The sequence below is a fragment of the Nonomuraea fuscirosea genome (assembly GCF_003001935.1).
In the GTDB taxonomy this organism is placed as follows: Bacteria; Actinomycetota; Actinomycetes; order Streptosporangiales; family Streptosporangiaceae; genus Nonomuraea; species Nonomuraea fuscirosea.
On the sequence record NZ_PVNG01000003.1, the window covers coordinates 236,449 to 257,118 of the forward strand.

Consider the following 20,670-nt stretch of genomic DNA (forward strand, 5'->3'; position numbering starts at 1 on the left):
CCCTGTCGGGATGGCCGCTCTAAATTAGTTGGTATTCCGACCAAACAAATTAGTAGACTGGGACCGCACCCACAAGTGAGCACGATGGTCACAGGTTGGTGAAGGGAGCCGGCGATGCGGCATGCTGGGGTCACCTCCTGGCGGGAACGGGGCTGATTTGATCACTTCTACGACCGGGCCTCAGCCGGCCGACTTCGCCGACGTACGGGCCACCAACCTCGCGGTCGTGCTGCGCTTCGTCCGCGAGCACGCGCCCTGCTCGCGCGCCGACATCGCGGCCTCCACCGGGCTGAACAAGGCGACGGTGTCGAGCCTGGTCGCGGACCTCATCGATCGCCGGCTCGTCCGCGAGACCGGGCTGACGGAGAACCGCGTCGGCCGGCCGGCCACGATGCTCGTCCTCGACGGCTCGCCCTACGCGGCCATCGGCGTCGAGATCAACGTCGACACCGTGTCGGCCGTGGCCGTCGACCTGGCCGGCGAGCGGCTGCTGACCTGGCGGCGCTCGTTCTCGGCCGGCGACTCGGTCAACCAGGGTGTGGCGGCCGTCGGGGCGGTCGTCAGGCGCGTGGTCGGGCGCATGGCCAAGGAGGAGCGCCAGGTGCTCGGCCTGGCCGTGGCCGTTCCCGGGCTGGTCGACGTGCAGGGCACCGTACGCATCGCGCCCGGCCTCGGCTGGCGCGACGCCGACCTCGGCGGCGACCTGGCCAAGGCGCTGCGCGACCCCGGCTTCCCCATCCAGGTCGACAACGACGCCAACCTCGCGGCCCTGGCCGAGCAGCGCTTCGGCGCCCACGCCGGCGCCTCCGACCTGGTCTACCTCACCGGCGAGCTCGGCGTCGGCGCGGGCGTCATCCTCGACGGGCGGCTGCGCAAGGGCGGGCGCGGCTTCAGCGGCGAGATCGGCCACGTCCAGCTCGACCCCGAAGGCCCCCGCTGCCACTGCGGCCGGCGCGGCTGCCTGGAGGCCATGGCCGGGATCGGCGCCGTGCTGCGCAGGGACCCGTCGCCGGCCGAGACCCAGGTCGAGATCGAGGAGGTCGTGCGCCTGGCCCGCGCGGGCGACGCCGGCACCCTGGCCACGCTCGACTCCGTCGGCCGCCATCTGGGCCAGGGCGTGTCTCTGCTGGCCAGCCTGCTCAATCCCGAAGTGGTGATTCTCGGCGGCTACTACGTGCCGCTGGCGCCGTGGCTGCTGCCCGCCGTCCACGACGAGCTGGCCGGCCGGGTCGTCGCCGAGGAGGCCGGCGGGTGCCAGGTCGTGGCCTCGACGCTGGGGCACGACGCGGCGGCGCTCGGGGGCGCGGCCCGCGTGCTCGACTCCGTCGATTCGGGAAGATTGCCCGGGGGATTGTCGCGAATCCCTTGACCTTGGTCACGGCGGCGTGCACCCTTCAGTCAACCCACCGAAATGCCCGCGTAACTTCCCCAGGCCGGTCGTCGAAGCGCTTCGACACTCTCAGAGGGATGATCATGCAACAACCCCCCTTCCGTGACCCGGCGGTACCCCTTCCCGACCGGATCGACGACGTCCTGCGCAGGCTGACCCTTGAGGAGAAGGTGGGCCTGCTGCACCAGTACCAGGCGCCGGTGGAGCGGCTGGGCATCGGCGCGTTCCGCACGGGCACCGAGGCGCTGCACGGCCTGGCCTGGCTGGGCCCCGCCACCGTGTTCCCGCAGGCCGTCGGCCTGGCCTCCACCTGGGACCGCGACCTGGTCCGCCGGGTCGGCGAGGCGACGGGAAACGAGGTGCTCGCCTTCCACCACAAGGACCCCGCGGGCGCCGGGCTCAACGTGTGGGCGCCCGTGGTCAACCCGCTGCGCGACCCCCGGTGGGGGCGGAACGAGGAGGGCTACTCGGAGGATCCGTGGCTGACCTCCGTGCTGGCCGCCGCGTACGCGCGGGGGCTCTGCGGGCTCGACAGGCATCGTGGGAGCGCTCCCGCAATCCTCAGGACGGCCCCCACGCTCAAGCACTTCCTCGGCTACAACAACGAGACCGACCGGTGCACGACCTCCAGCAACCTGCCGCCGCGGGTGCTGCACGAGTACGAGCTGCCCGCCTTCCGCGCGCCCATCGAGGAGGGCGTGGCGGTGGCCGTGATGCCGTCGTACAACCTGGTCAACGGGCGGCCCGCGCACCTCAGCCCGCTGATCGGGCAGGTGCTGCGGGCCTGGGCGCCGGACGACCTGCTGGTGGTCAGCGACGCGTACGCGCCGGGCAACCTCATCGCGCCGCAGGCTTACCACGACACGCTGCCCGAGGCGTACGCGCACGCGGTCAAGGCCGGGCTCGACAGCTTCACCCAGGACGACGACCGCGCCGAGGCCACGCTCGGCCACCTGCGCGCGGCCCTGGCCCAGGGGCTGCTGGCCGAGGCGGACGTGGACGCGGCCGTGCGGCACGCGCTGTCGATCCGGTTCCGGCTGGGCGAGTTCGACCCGGCGACGCCGTACGACGACGTCAACGACAACGTGGTCAACTGCCCCGAGCACCAGGCGCTGGCCAGGGAGGCGGCGCGGCGCTCGTTCGTGCTGCTGGCGAACGACGGGCTGCTGCCGCTGCGCGACGTGACCAGGATCGCCGTGATCGGCCAGCTCGGCGACGCGCTCATGGAGGACTGGTACAGCGGCACCCTGCCCTACGCCGTCACCGCCCGCGCCGGGCTGGCCGAGCGGTGCGAGACCGTGTTCTGCGAGGCCGTGGACCGGGTGACGCTGACCGCCGAGTCCGGCCCCATCGCCGCCGACCCGGCCGGCGGGCCGCTCGGCGTGGGCGAGCGGGCCGGGCTGTTCGACCTGTTCGACTGGGGCGGCGGCGCGTACGCGCTGCGCTCGGTCACCACCGGCCGGTTCGTGTCCGTGGACGGCGTGACGCTGGTGAACGACCAGCCGGGCCCGAACGGGTGGGAGGTGCGCCAGACGTTCCGGATGGAGGAGCGCCCGCGCGGCACGCTCGCCCTGCGCCACATCTCGACCGGCTGCTACGTCGGCGCCGCGGACGACGGCGTGCTGTGCCTGGTGGACGACGCCGACCAGGCCGTCTGGCTGGCCATGGACGTGGTCAGGAGCGGCACCGAGGAGGCCGCCAGGCTGGCCGGTCAGGCGGACGTCGCGGTCGTGGTGGCCGGCGATCATCCGCTGGTCAACGGGCGCGAGACCGAGGACCGCATGACGCTGGCCCTGGCGCCCGCCCAGGACGCCGTGGTGCGGGCCGTGCGCGCGGCGAACCCGCGTACCGTGCTGGTCCTCACCAGCGGCTACCCGCTCACCTGGACCGCGCGCGACCTGCCCGCGGTGCTGTGGTCGGCGCACGGCGGCCAGGAGTACGGCCACGCCCTGGCCGAGGTGCTGTTCGGCGACGCCGACCCGGAGGGCCGGCTGACCCAGACCTGGTACCGCTCGGAGCAGGAGCTGCCCGACCTGCTCGACTACGACATCATCGCCTCCGACGCCACCTACCAGTACTTCCGCGGCGTCCCCCTGCACCCGTTCGGCCACGGCCTGAGCTACACCACCTTCGACTACGCCGGCCTGCGCGTCCGCCTGGCCGACGACGTCCTGGAGGCCGAGGCCACGGTGACGAACACGGGCGCGCGGCCCGGCGTCGAGGTCGTGCAGTTCTACACCCACCAGCAGCGCTCCCGCGTCAAGCAGCCGCTGCGCCGCCTGCGCGGGTTCGAGAAGGTGCGCCTTGAGCCGGGCGAGAGCCGGACGGTGACGCTCCGGCTGCCCGTCGCCGAGCTGGCCTTCTGGGACGTCACCAGGAGCAGGTTCGTCGTGGAGCACGCGCCGCACCAGCTCATGGTCGGCCGCAGCGCCACCGACCTGCGCCTGAGCGCCCGCTTCGAGGTCGCGGGCGAGAGCGTCCCGCCCCAGCGGGGGCCGCTGCGCGCGTCCTGCCACGACGAGTACGACGCGATCACCTTCGTGGACGAGACCAGGGTGGACGGCGACGCCGTGCGCTCGGACGCGGAGGGCGCCTGGATCCTGTTCCGGCAGGTGGACCTGACCGGCCGGACGCGCTGCGTGGCGCGGGCGGGCAGCACCGAGGGCGGCGTGATCACCCTGCGCCGCGGCGACCCTCTCTACGGGCCGCCGCTGGCCACGTTCCCGGTGCCCAGGACCGCCCGGTACGGCTATCACTCCGTCGAGGCCTGGCTCGAAGACGCCGGCGGGGTGCAGGATCTCTACGTGGTCTTCGAGAACGAGGGCGTGACGCTGGCCGGGATCGACTTCGGAGCCGGGGCTTGAGCGGCCGCACGGTGACGATCGCGCAGGTCGCCAAGCACGCGGGGGTGGCCGTCAGCACGGTGTCGTACGTGCTCAGCGGCAAGCGGACGATCTCGGCCGACACCAGGCGGCGGGTGCTCGACAGCATCAGCGCGCTCGGCTACCACCCCAACGCCGGCGCCCGCGCGCTGGCCAGCAAGCGCTCCAACGTGATCGCGCTGGTGCTGCCGCTGCGCGCGGGCATGCACGTGCCCGTGCTGATGCGCTTCGCCAGCGCCGTCGTGACGGCCGCGCGCCGGTTCGACCACGACGTGCTGCTGCTGACCGCCGACGAAGGTCCGGAGGGCATCCGGCGGGTGGCGGCCAGCGCGCTCGTGGACGCGCTGGTGCTCATGGACGTGGAGCTGGACGACCGCCGGGTGCCGCTGCTGCGCGAGCTGGCCGAGCCGAGCGTGCTCATCGGCTTCCCCGCCGAGCCGGCCGGGCTCACCTGCGTGGACCTCGACTTCGCCGCGGCGGGGGCGCGCTGCGTGGAGCACCTGGCCGAGCGCGGGCACGAGGAGATCGCCCTGCTCGGAGCGCCGTCGGTGGTCTACGACCGGGGCACCGGCTTCGCCACCCGGACGCGCGAGGGCTTCGCCCGGGCGCTGGACGCCCACGGGCTCAAGGGCGTGACGCTGCCCTGCGAGGAGACGTTCGACGAGGTGTACGAGACCGTCCGCGACCTGCTCCTCGACCGTCCCGGCCTGTCCGGTCTCGTCGTGCACAACGAGGCGGCGGTGAGCCACGTGCTGGCGGCGCTGCGCCAGCTCGACCGGCGGGTGCCGCACGACGTGGCCGTGGTGGCGATCTGTCCCGACGACGTCGCCGAACGGGCCGGGCCGCCGCTCACCTCGGTGCTGATCCCGGCCGAGGAGGTGGGCAGGGAGGCGGTCCGCCTGGTCATGGACAAGCTGGAGGGCCGTGCGGTGCCCGAGTCGACCCTGCTGACGCCGCTGCTCGCCGTCCGCGCCAGCACCTGACCCGTCCCGGGCCCGCTGCGGCAAACACCCTCTCGCCCCAAAAGTACGGAAGGTAATCGTCCGTACGCTCAGCGTACGTCAAATCTGCCTGGTTTGTGGTTCCCTGTCGTATTTCACGGGCAGGCTGGCGGAGGCGAGGGGGAGATTCATATGAGTACGTCTGTGCAACCGGCGTCAGCCGGCGCGGGGGGCGGCGGCGGACCGTCAGGCCTCGCCGACGTGATCGACACGATCCTCGACAAGGGCCTCGTGATCGACGCCTACGTCAGGGTGTCGCTCGTCGGCATCGAGATCCTGACGATCGACGCCCGCGTCGTCGTGGCCAGCGTCGACACCTACCTGCGCTTCGCCGAGGCCGCTAACCGGCTCGACATGACCAAGAGCGAGAAGGGCCTGCCCGACGTCATCGCGGACGCCAAGGGCGTGCCGAGCCAGGACAAGGCCAAGGACATGATCCAGGGCGTCGTGGAGGAGGCCGGCGACTCGCTCGGCGAGCTCACCGGCAAGCAGCGCGATCCCGCGGCCGAGGCGGCCGAGTCCGAGACCGAGGTCGAGGTGGACCGCGCACACCAGGGCCCGCCGAAGAGGAAGTTCCGGCCCAAGCGAGAGGAAGGCTGAGCGCCATGGGACGTCCGACGAAGGTCTCCGGAGCCTCCGCGCCCGACCAGGCCGCCGCCCAGAGCCAGACCCTCGGCTCGTACGTGTACGGCATCGTCCGCGCGAACGCGAAACTGCCCTCCGGCCAGCGCGGACTGGGCGACCCCGCGGGCGAGGTCAGGCTGATCCAGCAGGGCGAGATCGCGGCTTTGGTCAGCGACGTCCGGCTGGACGAGCCGCTCGGCCGGCCCGACGACTTCTACGCGCACGAGAGGCTGCTGGACGCGCTGGCGGCCAAGGGCCCCGTGCTGCCGTTCCGCTTCGGCGCCGTCCTGGCCAGCGCCGACGCCGTCGAGGAGGAGCTGCTCGGGCCGCACCACGACGACTTCCTCGGCGCGCTCAACGAGGTCGAGGGTCACGCCGAGTACGTCGTCAAGGGCCGCTACGACGAGGGGACCGTGCTGACCGAGATCCTCGCCGAGAGCCCGGAGGCGCAGGCGCTGCGCGAGGCCATCCGCGGCAAGCCGGAGGACGCGACCAGGAACGAGCGGATCAGGCTCGGCGAGATCATCAACGCCTCGATCGAGGCCAAGCGCGAGATGGACACCAACCTGCTCGCCGACGCCCTGACCGGCCTGTTCACCCAGGCGGTCATCCGCGACCCCTCGCACGAACAGGACGCCGTGCACCTGGCCCTGCTGAGCAGGACCGACGAGCAGGAACGACTGGAGCAGGCGCTGCGGGAATTCGGCCAGCGCTGGGAGGGCCGGGTCACCCTGCGGCTGCTCGGCCCCATGGCGCCCTACGACTTCGTCGTCGCGCAGGCGTGAGGAGCATGAGCGATGGGCCTGATAAGCGGCATCTTCACCTGGCCGCTGACACTGCCGGTCCGGGGACTGATCCGGCTCGCGGAGCTCATTCAGGAGCAGGTCGAACGGGAGACGCGCAACCCCGCGACCGTGCGCAGGAAGCTGGAGGAGATCGAGGCGATGCGCGCCGCCGGCGAGATCTCCGAGGAGGACGAGCGCCAGGCGATCGAGCAGGTGCTGCGCATGGCGACCCGGAGGTGAAGCGATGACGATCAGGCGTCCCGCCGCGGAGCAGCCGCGCGTACGCCGCCGGTTCCGCACGGATGCCCCGTCCCGGTCGCAGGACCAGCCGTCCGAGCAGCCACCTGGCCGGCCGTCTGGGCGACCGCCTGAGCAGCCGTCCGAACGATCGCCGGAGCCGGAACGGGGGCGGCCCGGGGGTGGGCTGACCGCCGTGACGGCCGGCGGCGTCGGCCAGCGCCAGATCGCCGAGCTGACCACGAAGCACGTCGAGGGCGTCACCTCGGTCGCGCCCGCCGACGGCGGCTGGGTGATCGACGTCGAGGTGGTCGAGGACCGCCGGATCCCCTCGTCGGGCGACATCCTCGCCCTCTACCAGGTGCAGATCGACAAGGAGGGCAGCCTGTTGTCCTATCGCAGGATCCGGAGATACAAGCGGTCCAACGCCGAGTACAGCGAGGCGTACTGACATGGACAGAGCATCGTCGTCCGGCGCCGTGGCCCGGCCCGCGTACGGCTCGATGGGGTCAGGCGGCGGCCGTGAGCCCGCCAACCTCGGCGACATTTTGGAGCGGGTGCTCGACCGGGGAGTGGTGATCGCCGGGGACATCCGGGTGAACCTGCTCGACATCGAGCTGCTCACGATCAAGCTGCGGCTGCTGATCGCCTCGGTGGACACCGCCAAGGAGCTGGGCATCGACTGGTGGAAGCACGACCCGTTCCTGTCGGGGCGGGACCGTCAGCTGGTGGAGGAGAACCGCCGCCTGCGCCGCCGCGTGGCCGCACTCGAACGCCCGGGAGACCTCGATGACTGATGCGGGCTCGGGCTCGGGCGAGGGCTTCGCGGAGGGCGAGGGCTTCGCGGTAGGCGGGAACTTCGCGGAGGGAGAGGGCTTCGCGGCGGGTGAGGGCGAGGGGACCTATCTCTACGCGGTGGCCCGCGACCCGCTGCCCGCTCCGGCCGGCGTGGCGGGCGCCCCCGTGCGCACGATCGCCCACGCCGGCCTGGTGGCCTATGTGAGCACGGTGCCGCTGGAGCGGTTCGGGGAGGAGCCGCTGCGCCGGTTGCTGGAGGACATGGACTGGCTGGCGGAGACCGCCCGCGCCCACCACCTCGTGGTCGACACCGTGGCGGCGCTCACGACGACCGCGCCGGTCCGGCTCGTCACCGTGTACGCGGACGACGCCCAGGTCGCCGACCTGCTGGAACGGCGGGAGAACGACTTCCTGCGCCTGCTGGAGCACGTCACCGGCCGCAGGGAGTGGGGCGTCAAGGCGTACGCCGTCCAGCCCGCCGAGCAGGAGCACCCGCAGCAGAGCGCCGAGGCGCACGCCGGGCGGCCCGGCACCGCGTACCTGCAACGCCGCCGGACCAGCCTGCGCGGGCGGGAGCAGGCGCGCAGGCAGGCGCTCCAGCGGGCCGACCACATCCACCGCGCGCTGGCCGCCGTCGCCGCCGCCGGGCTGCGGCACCGCGCCCAGGACCCGCGCCTGTCCGGCCGGGACGCCCCGATGCTGCTGAACGGCGCGTACCTGGTGGACCAGGAGCGCGACGCCGAGTTCGCCGACCTGGTCGCCACCTTCGGCGGGGACGGCGTGGAGCTCAGGATGACCGGACCGTGGGCGCCGTACTCGTTCACGGTCATGGAGGCGACATGAGACGGGCCAGGACCGGGACATGAGACGGGTCAGGGTGCGGACGTGAGACGGGCGGTCATGACGGCGGCGTGCGGGGAGGCGACGTGAGACGGGACGTGGTGGCGGAGGAGCGGCTGCCGCCGGAGCGCGTGGCGCTCGTGGACCTGCTGGACCGGCTGCTGGCCGGCGGCGTCGTGCTGACCGGCGACCTGGTGCTGTCCATCGCCGACATCGACCTCGTCCACATTTCGCTGCGCGCCCTGATCGCGTCCGTGGACGAGCTCGAAGGGAGCTGGTGAGCGGCCGTGGAGACGCCCCGCTGGCGCGTCGCCGCCGACCCTGAGACGGTCGAGCGCGACCTGAGCCGCCTCGTCCTCACCCTGGTCGAGCTGGTACGCCAGCTCGTGGAGCGCCAGTGCGTCCGCCGCATGGAGCAGGGCAGCCTGACGGACGAGCAGATCGAGGTGCTCGGCGTCACCCTGATGCGCCTGGAAGAGGCGATGACGGACCTCTGCGCCCGCTTCGAGCTCACCCCGCAGGACCTCAACCTCGACCTCGGCCCCCTCGGTACGCTCCTGCCCGCGGACTGATCCCGTCCCGCGTGAACCCTGTCGCCCGCTCCGGGTGAAGGAAGGTGACAGGAACCGAGGAACGGAGTTCGAGCTTGACGCCGGACACAGAGCTGAGCGACGCGGAGGTGATCAGGCGTGCCAGGAGCGATCCCGGGTTCTTCTCGACGTTGTTCGACCGGCACGCCCCCGCCCTGCACCAGTACGTGACGCGGCGGCTGGGCGACTCGCTGGCCGACGACGTGGTGGCGGAGACGTTCCTGGCCGCGTTCCGCCGGCTCGCGCACTACGACACCGCCCACCGCGACGCCCGCCCCTGGCTGTACGGCATCGCCGCCAACATCGTCGGCAAGCACCGGCGGGCCGAGGTCAGGGCGTACCGCGCGCTGGCCAGGACCGGCGTGGACGAGGTCGCCGAGAGCTACGCCGACCGGGTGGAGGCCCGGGTGTCGGCGGGCGGCGCGCAGCGGGAGCTGGCGAGCGCGCTGGCCGCGCTGTCGCCGCGGGACCGCGAGGTGCTGCTGATGGTCGCCTGGGCCGACTTCAGCTACGAGGAGGTGGCCGGCGCGCTGGGGATCCCGGTCGGCACCGTACGTTCACGCCTGCACCGAGCCAGGAAGAAGACCAGGGCGGCGCTGGGCGGCGTCGACCCGAGCGCCGTCGTGACGGAGGAGGAGCCCGGCCGTGGACGATGACCTGAAGCTGCTGAAGAGACTGCGCGCCGACGCCCCTGAGCCGACCGGTGAGCGCCTGGACGCGCTGCGCGCCCGATCCCTCGATCGGCGCCGCGCGCCCAGGAGAGCGCGCAGGTCGTGGCTGGCGCCGTCCGCGCTGGTGCTCGCCACGGCCGCCGCCGCGGGGATCGTGGTGCTCAACCGGGTCGACCAGCCACCCGCGCCGCGGATCGCCACCACGCAGGTGACGACGACGCCGATCGGCGAGCCGCGGGTCGTGCTGCTGCGGGCCGCCTCGGTGGCCGAGCGGCGCGAGCCGGCCGCCACACCGAGGGACGACCAGTGGCTGTACCGGCGGGCCGTGGTCAGGCAGCCCGGCGACACCGAGCGCGACACGCAGGAGTACTGGACCCGCTACGACGGCGGGCAGCAGGCCACCCGGCACAACCACGGCCCGCTCGACCTGCGCACGATCGAGCCGGATCCGGACGACGACGACCTGTCGCCCAAGCAGTACGCGGCCAGGCTGGCGGCCCTGCCCACCGATCCGGTCAAGCTGCTGGCCCACGTCAAGGGCGACGCGCACTGGCGGACCAAGCCCGTGCGGGAGGCCGGGCAGGAGCCGCCGGACGCGCGGGCGTTCCGGGTGCTCACGCTCTACCTCGGGCAGCCGGCCGCCGTGACTCCCGAACTGGCCGCGGCCATCTTCCGGGCGCTGGCCAGGATCCCCGGCGTGCGGATCGACCAGGGCGTGCCGGACGCGATGGGGCGCCCGGGCCTCGGCCTGGCCTACGACCCCGGTCAGCGCCGCGCCGACGGCCGCCTCGTCGAACGGTCGTACACCGTGCTCGATTCCGAGACCTTCCAGTATCTCGGCAGGCGGGTGGAGAACCTGGAGGACGACGTCATCCACGGCTCTCTGGTCGCCGCCAAGGGCACGTTCTACGCGACCGCCGAACTCACCACCGGAGTCGTGAACAAACCCGGCCAACTCCCCTGAACCCGGAGAGCTGCCCCGGCAGGCCCCCCGCCTAGCATCGGATGAATGGAGGCGGACGGGCAGGCCGGGGCGCGCGGGTTCGAGGCTCGGGAGTTCGAGGTCCGGGAGTTCGAGGCGCAGCGGGCGCGGCTCTTCGGGCTGGCCTACCGGCTGCTCGGGTCGGCCGCCGAGGCCGAGGACATGGTCCAGGAGACCTACCTGCGCTGGCGGAACGCGGGACCGGTCGAGCTGCCGGCCGCCTGGCTGGCCAGGGTCGTCACCAACCTCTGCCTCACCCGGCTCGCCTCGGCCCGCGTACGGCGCGAGAGCTACGCGGGTCCCTGGCTGCCCGAGCCCGTCTACACCGGCGACGGCGCCCTCGGCCCGCTGGAGACGGTCGAGCAGCGCGAGTCCGTGTCCATGGGCCTGCTCGTCCTGCTGGAACGGCTCAACCCGATGGAACGGGCGGTGTTCGTGCTGCGGGAGGCGTTCGGGTACGGGCACGCGGAGGTCGCCGGGATCCTCGGCATCGAGGAGGCGCACTCACGCCAGCTGCACCGGCGCGCCCGCGCGCACGTCGGGCAGCCGCGCAAACGCTTCGACGGCGACCGCGGGCAGCATCTGCGGATCGTCAGGAGCTTCTTCGCCGCGACCGTGAACGGCGACGTCGAGGCCCTGGAACGGATGCTCGCCGACGACGTGGCGGCCTGGGCGGACGGAGGCGGCGGCACCGCCGCGCGCCGGCCCGTGCGCGGCCGGGCGAGGGTGGCCCGTTACCTGAGCGGCCTCAGCAGGCGCCCGGAGGCCGGCTACGTGACGTCCGCCTTCGCGGAGATCAACGGCGAGCCGGCGGTGCTCATCCGCGAGCCCGGCGGGCTGCTCGCGATCGTGGCCGTGGAGATCGCGGACGGGCGGGTCGTTGCCGTCCGCACGATCGTGAACCCGGCCAAGCTCGCCTACGCCGCCGCCCAGCTCATGTGACCGACGTCATGGGCCGGGGCTGTCACGGACGGGTCGCGTGTCCGGTTCAAGTGGGGACTTCGACACGGGAGGAACCATGAAGGACCGCATCGTGGTGCTGGGCGCCGGATACGCGGGGCTGGCGGCGGCCAAGCGCGCCGCCCGCCGGCTGCGCCGCACCGGAGCGCGGGTGACGCTGGTCAACGCGACGGACCGGTTCGTCGAGCGGGTACGCCTGCACCAGCTCGCGGCCGGGCAGCGGTTGCCCGATCTGCCGCTGGCCGGGCTGCTTTCGGGGACCGGGATCGAGCTGGTGGTGGCCAGGGTCGTCGGGATCGATCCGGTGGCGAGGACGGTCGGCCTGGACGCGCCGCCGTACACGGTGGGCTACGACCTGCTGGTCTACGCCCTCGGCAGCGGCTCGGACGTGGCAGCCGTGCCGGGGGCGCGCGAGCACGCGTACCCGCTGGCCACCGGCGACGAGGCGGCGCTGCTGCGGGCCCGCCTCGCCTCGGAGAAGGGGCCGGTCACGGTGGTCGGCGGCGGCCTGACCGGCATCGAGGCGGCGGCGGAGTTCGCCGCCGCGGGCCTGCGCGCCGAGCTGCTGTCCGCCGGCCTGGTCGGGCCCGGGCTGTCCGCCCGCGGTCGCCGCCACGTGCACCGGGCCCTGGCCCGCATGGGCGTCTCCGTACGCGAGCACACGCGGGTCACCGGCGTCGGCCCCGAGAGCGTGCTACTGGCCGACGGGGACGAACTACGCGCGGGAACCGTGGTGTGGGCGGCCGGCTTCCGCGTCCCCGCCCTGGCCTCCGCCGCCGGCCTGGCCACGGACGAGCACGGCCGCATGCTGGTGGACCGCACCCTGCGGTCGGTCTCGCACCCGGACGTCTTCGGCATCGGCGACGCGGCCGCCGCCGGCCACGCGACCAGGATGGCCTGCCAGACGGGGCTGCCCATGGGCGTCTGCACGGGCCGGGGGGTCGCCGACCTGCTGACCGGCCGCGAACCACGCCCGGCCAGATTCCGCTACGTCTGGCAGAACATCAGTCTGGGCCGCCACGACGGCGTCACCCAGTTCACGAGAGCGGACGACAGCCCGGTGGACGCCATCATGACGGGCGCCGCCTCCGCCGCCTTCAAGGAAACCATCACGCGAGGCACCGTCTGGACCATCCGCCACTGACTCCGCCCTCACCCGGCCCAGCCGGTCGCCGCCGGGCCTAGCCGTCCTTCAGCAGGTGCCATGGACGGAGGGCTGTCGTGGCGGGCGGGTCGCCGCCGGGCCTGGGCGCATCCTGAGGTATGCATCGTCCGGCCTGGCCACGTTCTGGCCATGCACTGTCAGGCGTGATCGTCGTTCAGGAGGTGCCACGGCAGGGTGATCGGTGTGGCGGGCGGGTCGCCGGCGACGATGCGGCGTACCAGCGGGCCCAGACCCGCCGGCACGACCTGCTCGTCGCCGGGAGCCGGCCCGGACAGCTCGCCCAGGGTCCACCAGTGGAAGCGGTCGGTCGACTCGCGTTCCTCCTGGTCCATGCCTGAGGTGTCCACGTCCAGCTCGTCCACGCGGAGGGCGAAGAAGGAGTCGCGGGAGAAGAACCGCCGGCCGCCGGTGGTCCACGGGCCCTCGCTGGTCGCCACCACCGGCCCGAGCGCGTCGGGGGAGACGACGTGTCCCAGTTCCTCCCGCAGCTCCCTGGCGGCGGCCTGCCGCGCGCTCTCCCCGGGATCGAGGCCCCCGCCCGGCGTGAACCACGCGTACGGCGGATCCTCCACCTGCAGCAGCCGGCCCCGGTAGAGCAGCAGCCGATCGGCGCGGTCGATCAGCAGCACGCGCGCGGACTCCCGGAGGATCACCTCGCTCATCTGATCGCCCCGCACCTGATCGCCCCGCATCTGATCGCCCCGCATCTGGTCGCCCCGCATCTGGTCGCCCCGCGCCTGGTCGCCCCGCGCCTGGTCACCTCGCTCAAGGTCGTCGCCTCGGCTCACGTGGCCATATTCGTCATTTCCGTCATCTCCGTCGTGATGGCCCAGCGCTCGTGGTCCCGCCACGCCCCGTCGATGAACTGGAACCTGGGCGAGTAACCCTCCCGTTTGAAGCCGACCCGCTCGATCAGGCTCAGGCTGGCCGTGTTCGACGGCTGGATGTTGGCCTCCAGCCGGTGCAGCTCCATCTCCCCGAAGGCGTACCCGACGAGCAGCCGCAGCCCCTCGGTCAGGTAGCCGCGGCCGGTCGTGGAGGCGTAGGCGGAGTAGCCGATGGTGGCGCTCTGGTGGGTGCCGCGGATGATGTTGTTCACGTTGACCCGGCCGACGATCGCGCCGCTGTCGCTCCGGCAGATGAGGAAACCCTCGTGCAGCGGGCCGTCGAACCTGGACAGGTATCCCTCGAAGTCCTCGTACGTGACGACCGGCGGGCCCGGCATCCACCTGGCCAGCATCTCGGCACTCTCTTGGTGCAGCACCGACAGCTCGTCGAAGTCCGCCAGGCAGATGTACCGGATCGCCACCCGGCCCTCTTGCGCAAGATAGATCACGTCAGTCATTCTCCAGGCCAGTCGGGGCACCGCCAGGTCGGCCCCGGACCTGCGCCGTACTCGACGAGGAACGGCACCGCGTGCGGCAGCGGCGCCCCCCAGACCCGCCCGCCCAGCCCGCACAGCACACCGAGCCCGGCGGTCAGGCTGGCGACGTGCCCGACCACGGCGATCGTCCCGCCGGGATGCGCCGCGACCAGCGACGTCAGAGCGGCGGTGACGCGGGCGGTGACGGCGTGGCCGCTCTCGCCGTCGGCCACCGCCTGGTCCAGGTCGCCGTCCACCACCCAGGAGCGCAGCACTTCGGCGGTGCGGGCCCGGACCGCCGGGTCCCGCGTGCCCTCCATCCGGCCCAGGCCGACCTCCTCCAGGCCGGGCACGACGGTGACGCCGGTGGTGAGGCCGAGGGTGCCGGCGACGATGGCGGCGGTCTGGCGGGCGCGGACGGCCGTGCCGGCGTAGACGTGGGTGATCCCCTGGCCGCCGAGTCGCAGGCCCGCCTCCGACGCCTGGACGCGACCCCGTGCGGTCAGTGCGGCGCCGGGTTGTGCGCCCGCGGTGCCGGTGACGACGTTCTCGGACTCGGCGTGGCGCAGGCAGTGGAGCCGTACGTGATCGTTCACCGCGATTCCCCTCCGATCCCCCCGTACCGCAAGGGTCATTATCTTCTGTGACAGGTGCGGCAGCAGGGGTGTTCGGGGCAAGATGGTCAGCGCAGGCGACGTCCCGACGATCTTCAGGGGGTAGGGGGTCGGATGACAGCCCTCGACATCCATTTCCAGGCACTCGAAGACTGCGCGAAGACCGCGCGTGAGGTGGCCGGCCAGCTCCAGTACACGGCGACCAAGGTCGAGTCGGCGGGCTCCGGGCTCCTGGGCGGCGCGTCCATCTTCGGCAAGCTCGCCGGGGCCTCCGGCCTGGCCTCCGCGGTCAACGACGTCGAGACGATGGTCGGCGACGAGTTCGAAGCCGCCCGCGACAAGATCGGCGCCGTCGCGAAGGCCCTGGGCGCGGTGGAACAGAACGTCCGCGCCGCCAACAAGGCCAACGGGGCGGCGGCGTAGTGGGCGCCGGCCTGGCCGAGAAGATCGCCGCCTTACCGATGAGCTGGCAGCTCGTCCCGATCGTGCAGACCATCGAGGGCACCAGCCCCGCGGACATCCGCGAGATCGCCAAGCGCTGGCGCAAGGCCGCGGGCAAGGCGAGCGAGCAGTCCGGCCGGCTGAACCGGGCGGTCGGCGACGTCGACAACGCCTGGAAGGGGCAGTCCGCCGACGCGTTCGTGGGATACATGGGCAAGTACCGCAAGGCGGGCATGGCGCTGCACGACGCGGTCGACAGCGCCGCCGGCTCCCTCGACCAGGCGGCCCAGGCCCTGGAGACGGCCAAGACCAAGGTGACCACGCTCTGCAACGAGCTGCTCCAGTTCAAGGCGGGACAGGCCGACCCCGAGAGCGACGCCGCGCAGCAGGCGCTCATCAAGAAGGTCCTGGAGGCCGTGCCCAAGGCCACCGAGCTGGAGAGCACGGCGAGCAAGGCCCTGTCCACCGCCATGACGGAGATCAACAGGCAGCTGAAGGAACGGACGCCGACGTTCCGCTCCATCGACAGCCCCGGCGACGAGCCGTGGCGGCCGTCGAACGGCAACATCATCGATTGGAAGCCGGTCCCCATCCCGAAGACGACGCCGACGTCCTTCCAGGGCGGGAACGGCGGCAACGGCGTCACCCCGGCCGCGTACACACCCGGCGGCGGGTCCGGCGGCACCGGCTCGGGTGGAGCAGGGGGCGTGCCGGAGCCCCTGACGTTCGCGCCGGGGACCGGGACGGGCGCGCGCATCATCCAGGCCGCGCGGCAGCACATCGGCAAGCCGTACGTGTGGGGCGCCAACGGCCCGAACGCCTTCGACTGCAGCGGGCTCGTCTACTACGTGCTCAACCAGGCCGGCATCAAGATCGGCGACACCACGGCCGCCGGATACCAGGCGAGCGGCAAGCCGGTGTCGTCGCCGCAGCCGGGCGACATCGTCTTCTTCGGCCATCCGGCCAGCCACGTGGGCGTCTACATCGGCGATGGCCAGATGATCCACGCGCCGCGCCCGGGGGCCGACGTCACGGTGGGCCCCGTCTCGGCCAACGGCCGCTCCATCAGCTACCGCCGCTTCACCTGAGCGCTCCTTCGGACGCGGGCCCCGCCGGCGGGGTCGCCGGCTGACCGTGCCCCTCCGCGGGCGAGCCCGGGAATGCGGAGGCCCCGGACCGTGATCACGGTCCGGGGCCTCTCGTCGTCCGTCGGGGTGCGGCCCCGCGGTGTCGTCAGCGTTTACCAGTCGCCGCCGCCGAAGTCGCCGCCGCCGAAGTCGCCGCCGCCGCCGAAGTCGCCCCAGCCGCCGCCGTCACCGCCGCCGAAGTCGCCGCCGCCGTCGGAGTAACCCTCGGCGTAGCCGGCGCCGTAGCCGCCGAAGCCGAAGCCGCCGCCGAGCATGCTGCCCATCATGGTGCCGATGAACATGCCGGTCATGATGTCGCCGAAGCCGCCGTAGTAGCCGTAGGCGTACGGCTGGTAGGCGGGGCCGGCGTCGTAGTAGGGCCGGCGCTGGCCGTCGACCATGACCTCGCGCATCTGCGGGTCGAAGCCGCGCTCCACGGCCTCGGCGTCCATCTTGCAGGCGGGCACGTCGCGGACGGCGCCACCGGGCGGGGCCCAGCGGATGTCGCGGACGGACGGGCCGTGCTGCGGGTTGAAGAAGCAGGGGGCGCGGCGCTCGGGCACCGGCTCCTTGTTGACCTTGGCCTTCACCACGGCGAGCGCGTAGCGGCCGTCCTCAAGGGTCTGCGTGACCTCGCGGACCTGGTCGGCCCGCTCGACGGTGGCCAGTTGCGTCTTGGCCTTCTCGTAGGAGTCGAGCGCCGTCTGCCACTCGTCGATGTGGCCGCCGCCCTGACCGGCGAGCGTCACGTCGGTGTCGAGAGCGGTGATCTCCTCGCCGAGCTTGGTGACGTCCTCCTCCACGGTCTGCTTGACCGCGGCCAGGTCCTTGGCGTCCTGGATGGCCTTTTTCTTCTTCTTGTTGCTGGAGTAGAGGAAGTAACCGCCACCGCCGACCACGATCAGCCCGCCCAGAACGGCGAGCGCGGCGGTGCCGCCGGCCCCCGGGTCGGCCTGGCTGCCGGAGTCGAGGGCGGAGCGGTCGCCCTTGACGGCCATGTCCACGCGGTTGGCGAAGTCCCTCATGCCGGCGGTCAGGTCACCCGCGTTGGCGGTGGTGGACAGCCGGGCCAGCTGGCCCGCTAGGCCCTGCCGGCGGATGGAGCTGGACGCGGCGTAGAGCGTCGTGCCGTCGAGGACCGCGTAGGTCGAGGACGGCGCGCTCTCCGCCTTCATGGCGGAGTTGAGGCCGGTCATGAAGCCGGCGATGCTGGAGTCGTCGACCGTGCCGTCGGGCAGCGCCACAGCGTAGATCTTGCTGCTCGCCCCCTCGAGCGCGTCACGGATCTCACTCTGCTGGTCGGACGTCAGTGACGAGCCGGACTCCACGTAGAGCGGGTCCTTCTTCCAATGGGAGACCACCGTGTTAGGGTCCGGTGGCGCCGCCGCGTTGGCGGCAGGGGACAGCGCAAGAACGACGATCAGACCGGCGATCAGAGCCGCGATCGCGGCCCCTGCTCGGCGCAGCGAATGGGTCATTGGCAGCAAGCCTCCTTCGCCCTTGAGGACGAACGGGCGGTCGGCAAAGTTCCTCAATGCGCACGCTACCTGTCCGGAGACTCGCAGGTGCGCATCGTGACCGAAGCGCAGTCACCGGTTCGGCTGCGTTCCGGTCGGGCGCGGGTCAAGGACGCTTCGCCAGGGCCGCTCACGTGTCCTTGATCTCGCAGATGGTGGCGCCGGCGGTGACCGTCTGGCCCACCGCCGCCGTCAGCCCGGTGATCGTGCCCGACTTGTGCGCCGTCAGCGGCTGCTCCATCTTCATCGCCTCCAGGACGACGACCGTGTCGCCCTCGCTCACCGCGTCGCCGTCGGAGGCGACGACCTTCACGATGGTGCCCTGCATGGGGCTGACGAGCGTGTCGCCGCCGGCGGCGGCCTTCTTCGCCTTGCCGCTCCCGCGCCTGGGCGCCTTGCTCGCGGCGGGCGCGGGGGCGGCGGCGCCGCCCAGGCCCGCGGGCAGGACGACCTCCAGGCGCTTGCCGCCGACCTCGACCGTCACCGTCTCACGGGGGGCGGTCTCCGCCGAGGCGATCTCCCCTTCGTACGGCGGCACCGGGTTGTCCCACTCCGTCTCGATCCACCGCGTGTGCACCGAGAACGGCGACGACGTGAACGCGGGGTCGGACACGACGGCCCGGTGGAACGGCAGCACGGTCGGCATCCCCGCGATCTCGAACTCCGCCAGCGCCCGCCGCGAGCGCTCCAGCGCCTCCTGCCGGGTCCGCCCGGTCACGACGAGCTTGGCCACCAGCGAGTCGAACGTCCCCGGCACCGTCATCCCGGCCTCGTAGCCGGAGTCGAGCCTGACCCCGGGCCCGGACGGCGGGCGCAGCGTCGTCAGCGTGCCGGGGGCGGGCAGGAAGTTCCGTCCGGCGTCCTCGGCGTTGATCCGGAACTCGATCGAGTGCCCGCGCACCACCGGGTCGTCGTAGCCGAGCGGCTCGCCGCCCGCGATCCTGAACATCTCGCGGACGAGGTCGATGCCCGAGACCTCCTCGGTGACCGGGTGCTCGACCTGCAGCCTGGTGTTGACCTCCAGGAACGAGATCGTCCCGTCCTGACCGACGAGGAACTCGCACGTGCCGGCCCCGACGTAGCCGGCCTCCTTGAGGATGGCCTTGGAGCTGGAGCGCAGGATCTCGACCTGCTCCTCGCTGAGGAACGGCGCCGGGGCCTCCTCCACCAGCTTCTGGTGGCGGCGCTGCAGCGAGCAGTCGCGGGTGCTGACCACGACCACGTGGCCGTCGCGGTCGGCCAGGCACTGGGTCTCGACGTGGCGGGGCCGGTCGAGGTAGCGCTCGACGAAGCACTCGCCGCGCCCGAACGCGGCGACCGCCTCGCGCACGGCCGACTCGTACAGCTCGGCGACCTCCTCCATCCGGCGCGCCACCTTGATGCCGCGCCCGCCGCCGCCGTACGCCGCCTTGATCGCGATCGGCAGCCCGTGCTCCTCCGCGAACGCCACCACCTCGGCCACGTCCGCCACCGGATCCTTGGTGCCCGCGACCAGCGGCGCGCCGACCTTCTGCGCGATGTGCCTGGCCCGGACCTTGTCGCCGAGCGCGGCGATGGCGGCGGGCGGCGGACCGATCCAGATCAGGCCCGCGTCGATGACGGCCGCGGCGAAGGAGGCGTTCTCGGCCAGGAAGCCGTAGCCGGGGTGCACGGCGTCCGCCCCCGAGCGGCGGGCGACGTCGAGCAGCTTGCCGATGTCGAGGTAGGTCTCAGCGGGCGACTGGCCGCCCAGCGCGTACGCCTCGTCCGCGACCTTGGCGTGCAGGGCGTCGAGGTCCTGGTCGGCGTAGACCGCCACGCTGCCGATCCCGGCGTCCTTGCACGCACGGGCCACCCGCACCGCGATCTCGCCGCGGTTGGCGATCAGAACCTTCCGCACCGGCCTTCCCTTCCTGTCATGGGTTCAGCGGCCCAGATAGGCGCCGCCGTTGACGTGCACCACCTGCCCGGTGACGTGCCTGGCTCCCGCGGAGGCCAGGAACAGAACGGTATCGGCCACGTCAGCGGGACTGCCAGGGCGGCCGTTGCGCGTGTTCTCGACGCGGGTCCTGATGCCCTCCTCGGTGAGGCGGCCGCGGAAGAACTCGGTGTCGAGGACGAGCCCGGGGGAGACGACGTTGGCCGTGATGCCCCTGGGGCCGAATTCGGCGGCCAGGTCGGCGGTCCAGGACTCCAGGGCGGCCTTGGCGGCGCCGTACGAGCCGGAGCCCGTGCCCCTGGCGGCGATCGAGCCGAGCGAGACGATCCGGCCGCCGTCGTTCAGGCGCGGGGACAGCGCGGTCGTCACCAGGACGGCGGACATGAGGTTGGCGTTGAGGTTGGCCCACCAGCTCTCGGCCACGTCGATCAGCTCTTCGGGCTGTGTGCGGCCCAGGTTGGTGTTGCCGCCGGCGTTGTTGACCAGCACGTCCACCCGTTCGGGCAGGTGGGGCAGCGCCTCGCGCACCTCGGCGGCGCTCGCGGCGTCGAACGCGACGAACTCGGCCCGCAGCTCGCGGGCGGCCTCGGCCAGCACGGCCTCGCGGCGGCCGGTGATCGTGACGCGGTCGCCGAGCGCGACGAACGCCTCGGCTATCGCGTATCCGATGCCGGTTCCGCCGCCGGTCACCACAACCTCGCGCATGAAACCGACAGCTCCCGAATGCGATCCGAACATTCCTCGGGTAGACCATAGCCGCTCGGC

23 protein-coding genes are annotated in these 20,670 nt (G+C 72.6%); 17 read left to right on the forward strand and 6 right to left on the reverse strand.

Translation table 11 applies throughout. The annotated features are described in order from the left end of the window. Positions 1-157 precede the first annotated feature (157 nt). From B0I32_RS08130 to B0I32_RS08200, 15 genes are all read left to right on the forward strand, one after another. Positions 158-1,369 (forward strand): ROK family transcriptional regulator, encoded by a 1,212-nt coding sequence (locus tag B0I32_RS08130; RefSeq protein ID WP_181307160.1) that lies wholly within the window; start codon positions 158-160, stop codon positions 1,367-1,369. A gap of 98 nt (positions 1,370-1,467) precedes the next feature. Continuing rightward, positions 1,468-4,254: a glycoside hydrolase family 3 protein gene (locus B0I32_RS08135; RefSeq protein WP_106236436.1), complete on the forward strand. Its 2,787-nt coding sequence runs from the start codon at positions 1,468-1,470 to the stop codon at positions 4,252-4,254. After that, positions 4,251-5,255 carry a LacI family DNA-binding transcriptional regulator gene (locus B0I32_RS08140; protein WP_106236438.1) on the forward strand — a complete coding sequence of 335 codons (1,005 nt, stop codon included), beginning with the start codon at positions 4,251-4,253 and terminating at the stop codon, positions 5,253-5,255. The genes B0I32_RS08135 and B0I32_RS08140 overlap by 4 nt, the downstream gene beginning before the upstream one ends. Before the next feature lie 150 nt (positions 5,256-5,405). Further along, the gene (gene gvpJ, locus B0I32_RS08145; RefSeq protein WP_106236439.1) at positions 5,406-5,873 is read left to right on the forward strand and encodes a gas vesicle protein GvpJ; all 468 of its coding nucleotides are present in this window, start codon (positions 5,406-5,408) and stop codon (positions 5,871-5,873) included. Positions 5,874-5,878: 5 nt separating this feature from the next. After that, positions 5,879-6,682, forward strand: coding sequence for a GvpL/GvpF family gas vesicle protein (locus tag B0I32_RS08150; protein WP_106236441.1), 804 nt, complete (start codon positions 5,879-5,881; stop codon positions 6,680-6,682). A gap of 12 nt (positions 6,683-6,694) precedes the next feature. Next, positions 6,695-6,922: a gas vesicle protein GvpG gene (locus B0I32_RS08155; protein ID WP_106236443.1), complete on the forward strand. Its 228-nt coding sequence runs from the start codon at positions 6,695-6,697 to the stop codon at positions 6,920-6,922. Positions 6,923-6,926: 4 nt separating this feature from the next. Further along, positions 6,927-7,370: a gas vesicle protein GvpO gene (locus tag B0I32_RS08160; RefSeq protein WP_106236445.1), complete on the forward strand. Its 444-nt coding sequence runs from the start codon at positions 6,927-6,929 to the stop codon at positions 7,368-7,370. 1 nt (position 7,371) lies between these two features. Continuing rightward, entirely contained in the window at positions 7,372-7,716 is a 345-nt protein-coding gene (gene gvpJ, locus B0I32_RS08165; RefSeq protein ID WP_106236447.1) for a gas vesicle protein GvpJ, read from the forward strand. After that, the gene (locus B0I32_RS08170) at positions 7,709-8,560 is read left to right on the forward strand and encodes a GvpL/GvpF family gas vesicle protein (RefSeq protein WP_106236449.1); all 852 of its coding nucleotides are present in this window, start codon (positions 7,709-7,711) and stop codon (positions 8,558-8,560) included. Before gvpJ (B0I32_RS08165) ends, B0I32_RS08170 begins: the two co-directional genes overlap by 8 nt. A gap of 83 nt (positions 8,561-8,643) precedes the next feature. Beyond that, positions 8,644-8,838, forward strand: coding sequence for a gas vesicle protein (locus B0I32_RS08175; protein ID WP_106237026.1), 195 nt, complete (start codon positions 8,644-8,646; stop codon positions 8,836-8,838). Between the two features lie 6 nt (positions 8,839-8,844). Further along, complete coding sequence (locus B0I32_RS08180; protein ID WP_106236451.1) at positions 8,845-9,129, forward strand: gas vesicle protein K; 285 nt, start codon at positions 8,845-8,847, stop codon at positions 9,127-9,129. A gap of 74 nt (positions 9,130-9,203) precedes the next feature. Further along, positions 9,204-9,803, forward strand: coding sequence for an RNA polymerase sigma factor (locus tag B0I32_RS08185; protein WP_181307162.1), 600 nt, complete (start codon positions 9,204-9,206; stop codon positions 9,801-9,803). Continuing rightward, positions 9,793-10,782 (forward strand): CU044_5270 family protein, encoded by a 990-nt coding sequence (locus B0I32_RS08190; protein WP_106236452.1) that lies wholly within the window; start codon positions 9,793-9,795, stop codon positions 10,780-10,782. The genes B0I32_RS08185 and B0I32_RS08190 overlap by 11 nt, the downstream gene beginning before the upstream one ends. A gap of 45 nt (positions 10,783-10,827) precedes the next feature. Further along, complete coding sequence (sigJ, locus tag B0I32_RS08195; protein ID WP_106236454.1) at positions 10,828-11,742, forward strand: RNA polymerase sigma factor SigJ; 915 nt, start codon at positions 10,828-10,830, stop codon at positions 11,740-11,742. A gap of 76 nt (positions 11,743-11,818) precedes the next feature. After that, on the forward strand, positions 11,819-12,904 hold the full coding sequence (locus B0I32_RS08200) for an NAD(P)/FAD-dependent oxidoreductase (protein WP_181307164.1): 1,086 nt from the start codon (positions 11,819-11,821) through the stop codon (positions 12,902-12,904). 158 nt (positions 12,905-13,062) lie between these two features. On the opposite strand, the gene B0I32_RS08205 is transcribed toward B0I32_RS08200, so the two are convergent. Genes B0I32_RS08205 through B0I32_RS08215 form a run of 3 tightly spaced genes read right to left on the reverse strand, consistent with a single transcriptional unit; the run spans position 13,063 to position 14,884 of the window. Continuing rightward, a complete protein-coding gene (locus tag B0I32_RS08205) occupies positions 13,063-13,713 on the reverse strand; it encodes an NUDIX domain-containing protein (RefSeq protein ID WP_219911694.1) in 651 nt (216 codons plus the stop codon). After that, positions 13,710-14,261, reverse strand: coding sequence for a GNAT family N-acetyltransferase (locus tag B0I32_RS08210; RefSeq protein WP_219911695.1), 552 nt, complete (start codon positions 14,259-14,261; stop codon positions 13,710-13,712). Before B0I32_RS08210 ends, B0I32_RS08205 begins: the two co-directional genes overlap by 4 nt. Before the next feature lie 5 nt (positions 14,262-14,266). Then, positions 14,267-14,884 carry a histidine phosphatase family protein gene (locus tag B0I32_RS08215; protein ID WP_219911696.1) on the reverse strand — a complete coding sequence of 206 codons (618 nt, stop codon included), beginning with the start codon at positions 14,882-14,884 and terminating at the stop codon, positions 14,267-14,269. A 132-nt stretch (positions 14,885-15,016) separates the two neighbouring features. On the opposite strand from B0I32_RS08215, the gene B0I32_RS08220 reads away from it, so the two are divergent. Beyond that, a complete protein-coding gene (locus B0I32_RS08220) occupies positions 15,017-15,325 on the forward strand; it encodes a hypothetical protein (protein ID WP_106236459.1) in 309 nt (102 codons plus the stop codon). Further along, complete coding sequence (locus B0I32_RS08225; protein WP_106236461.1) at positions 15,325-16,431, forward strand: bifunctional WXG100 family type VII secretion target/C40 family peptidase; 1,107 nt, start codon at positions 15,325-15,327, stop codon at positions 16,429-16,431. Before B0I32_RS08220 ends, B0I32_RS08225 begins: the two co-directional genes overlap by 1 nt. Before the next feature lie 152 nt (positions 16,432-16,583). On the opposite strand, the gene B0I32_RS56360 is transcribed toward B0I32_RS08225, so the two are convergent. The 3 genes from B0I32_RS56360 to B0I32_RS08240 all read right to left on the reverse strand — a co-directional run bounded on the left by B0I32_RS56360 (position 16,584) and on the right by B0I32_RS08240 (position 20,610). Next, the gene (locus B0I32_RS56360; protein ID WP_146178082.1) at positions 16,584-17,948 is read right to left on the reverse strand and encodes a hypothetical protein; all 1,365 of its coding nucleotides are present in this window, start codon (positions 17,946-17,948) and stop codon (positions 16,584-16,586) included. Between the two features lie 169 nt (positions 17,949-18,117). After that, entirely contained in the window at positions 18,118-19,866 is a 1,749-nt protein-coding gene (locus B0I32_RS08235) for an acetyl/propionyl/methylcrotonyl-CoA carboxylase subunit alpha (protein WP_106236465.1), read from the reverse strand. A 24-nt stretch (positions 19,867-19,890) separates the two neighbouring features. After that, positions 19,891-20,610, reverse strand: a complete 720-nt coding sequence (locus B0I32_RS08240; RefSeq protein WP_106236466.1) for an SDR family NAD(P)-dependent oxidoreductase — start codon at positions 20,608-20,610, stop codon at positions 19,891-19,893. Between the last annotated feature and the right edge of the window lie 60 nt (positions 20,611-20,670).

Excerpts from the sequence above, each read along its gene's own strand:
- B0I32_RS08135 (WP_106236436.1), top strand. The coding sequence starts at position 1,468 with ATGATCATGCAACAACCCCCCTTCCGTGACCCGGCGGTACCCCTTCCC.
- gvpJ (WP_106236439.1), top strand. The coding sequence starts at position 5,406 with ATGAGTACGTCTGTGCAACCGGCGTCAGCCGGCGCGGGGGGCGGCGGC.
- B0I32_RS08150 (WP_106236441.1), top strand. The coding sequence starts at position 5,879 with ATGGGACGTCCGACGAAGGTCTCCGGAGCCTCCGCGCCCGACCAGGCC.
- B0I32_RS08155 (WP_106236443.1), top strand. The coding sequence starts at position 6,695 with ATGGGCCTGATAAGCGGCATCTTCACCTGGCCGCTGACACTGCCGGTC.
- B0I32_RS08160 (WP_106236445.1), top strand. The coding sequence starts at position 6,927 with ATGACGATCAGGCGTCCCGCCGCGGAGCAGCCGCGCGTACGCCGCCGG.
- gvpJ (WP_106236447.1), top strand. The coding sequence starts at position 7,372 with ATGGACAGAGCATCGTCGTCCGGCGCCGTGGCCCGGCCCGCGTACGGC.
- B0I32_RS08170 (WP_106236449.1), top strand. The coding sequence starts at position 7,709 with ATGACTGATGCGGGCTCGGGCTCGGGCGAGGGCTTCGCGGAGGGCGAG.
- sigJ (WP_106236454.1), top strand. The coding sequence starts at position 10,828 with ATGGAGGCGGACGGGCAGGCCGGGGCGCGCGGGTTCGAGGCTCGGGAG.
- B0I32_RS08200 (WP_181307164.1), top strand. The coding sequence starts at position 11,819 with ATGAAGGACCGCATCGTGGTGCTGGGCGCCGGATACGCGGGGCTGGCG.
- B0I32_RS08220 (WP_106236459.1), top strand. The coding sequence starts at position 15,017 with ATGACAGCCCTCGACATCCATTTCCAGGCACTCGAAGACTGCGCGAAG.
- B0I32_RS56360 (WP_146178082.1), bottom strand. The coding sequence starts at position 17,948 with ATGACCCATTCGCTGCGCCGAGCAGGGGCCGCGATCGCGGCTCTGATC.
- B0I32_RS08240 (WP_106236466.1), bottom strand. The coding sequence starts at position 20,610 with ATGCGCGAGGTTGTGGTGACCGGCGGCGGAACCGGCATCGGATACGCG.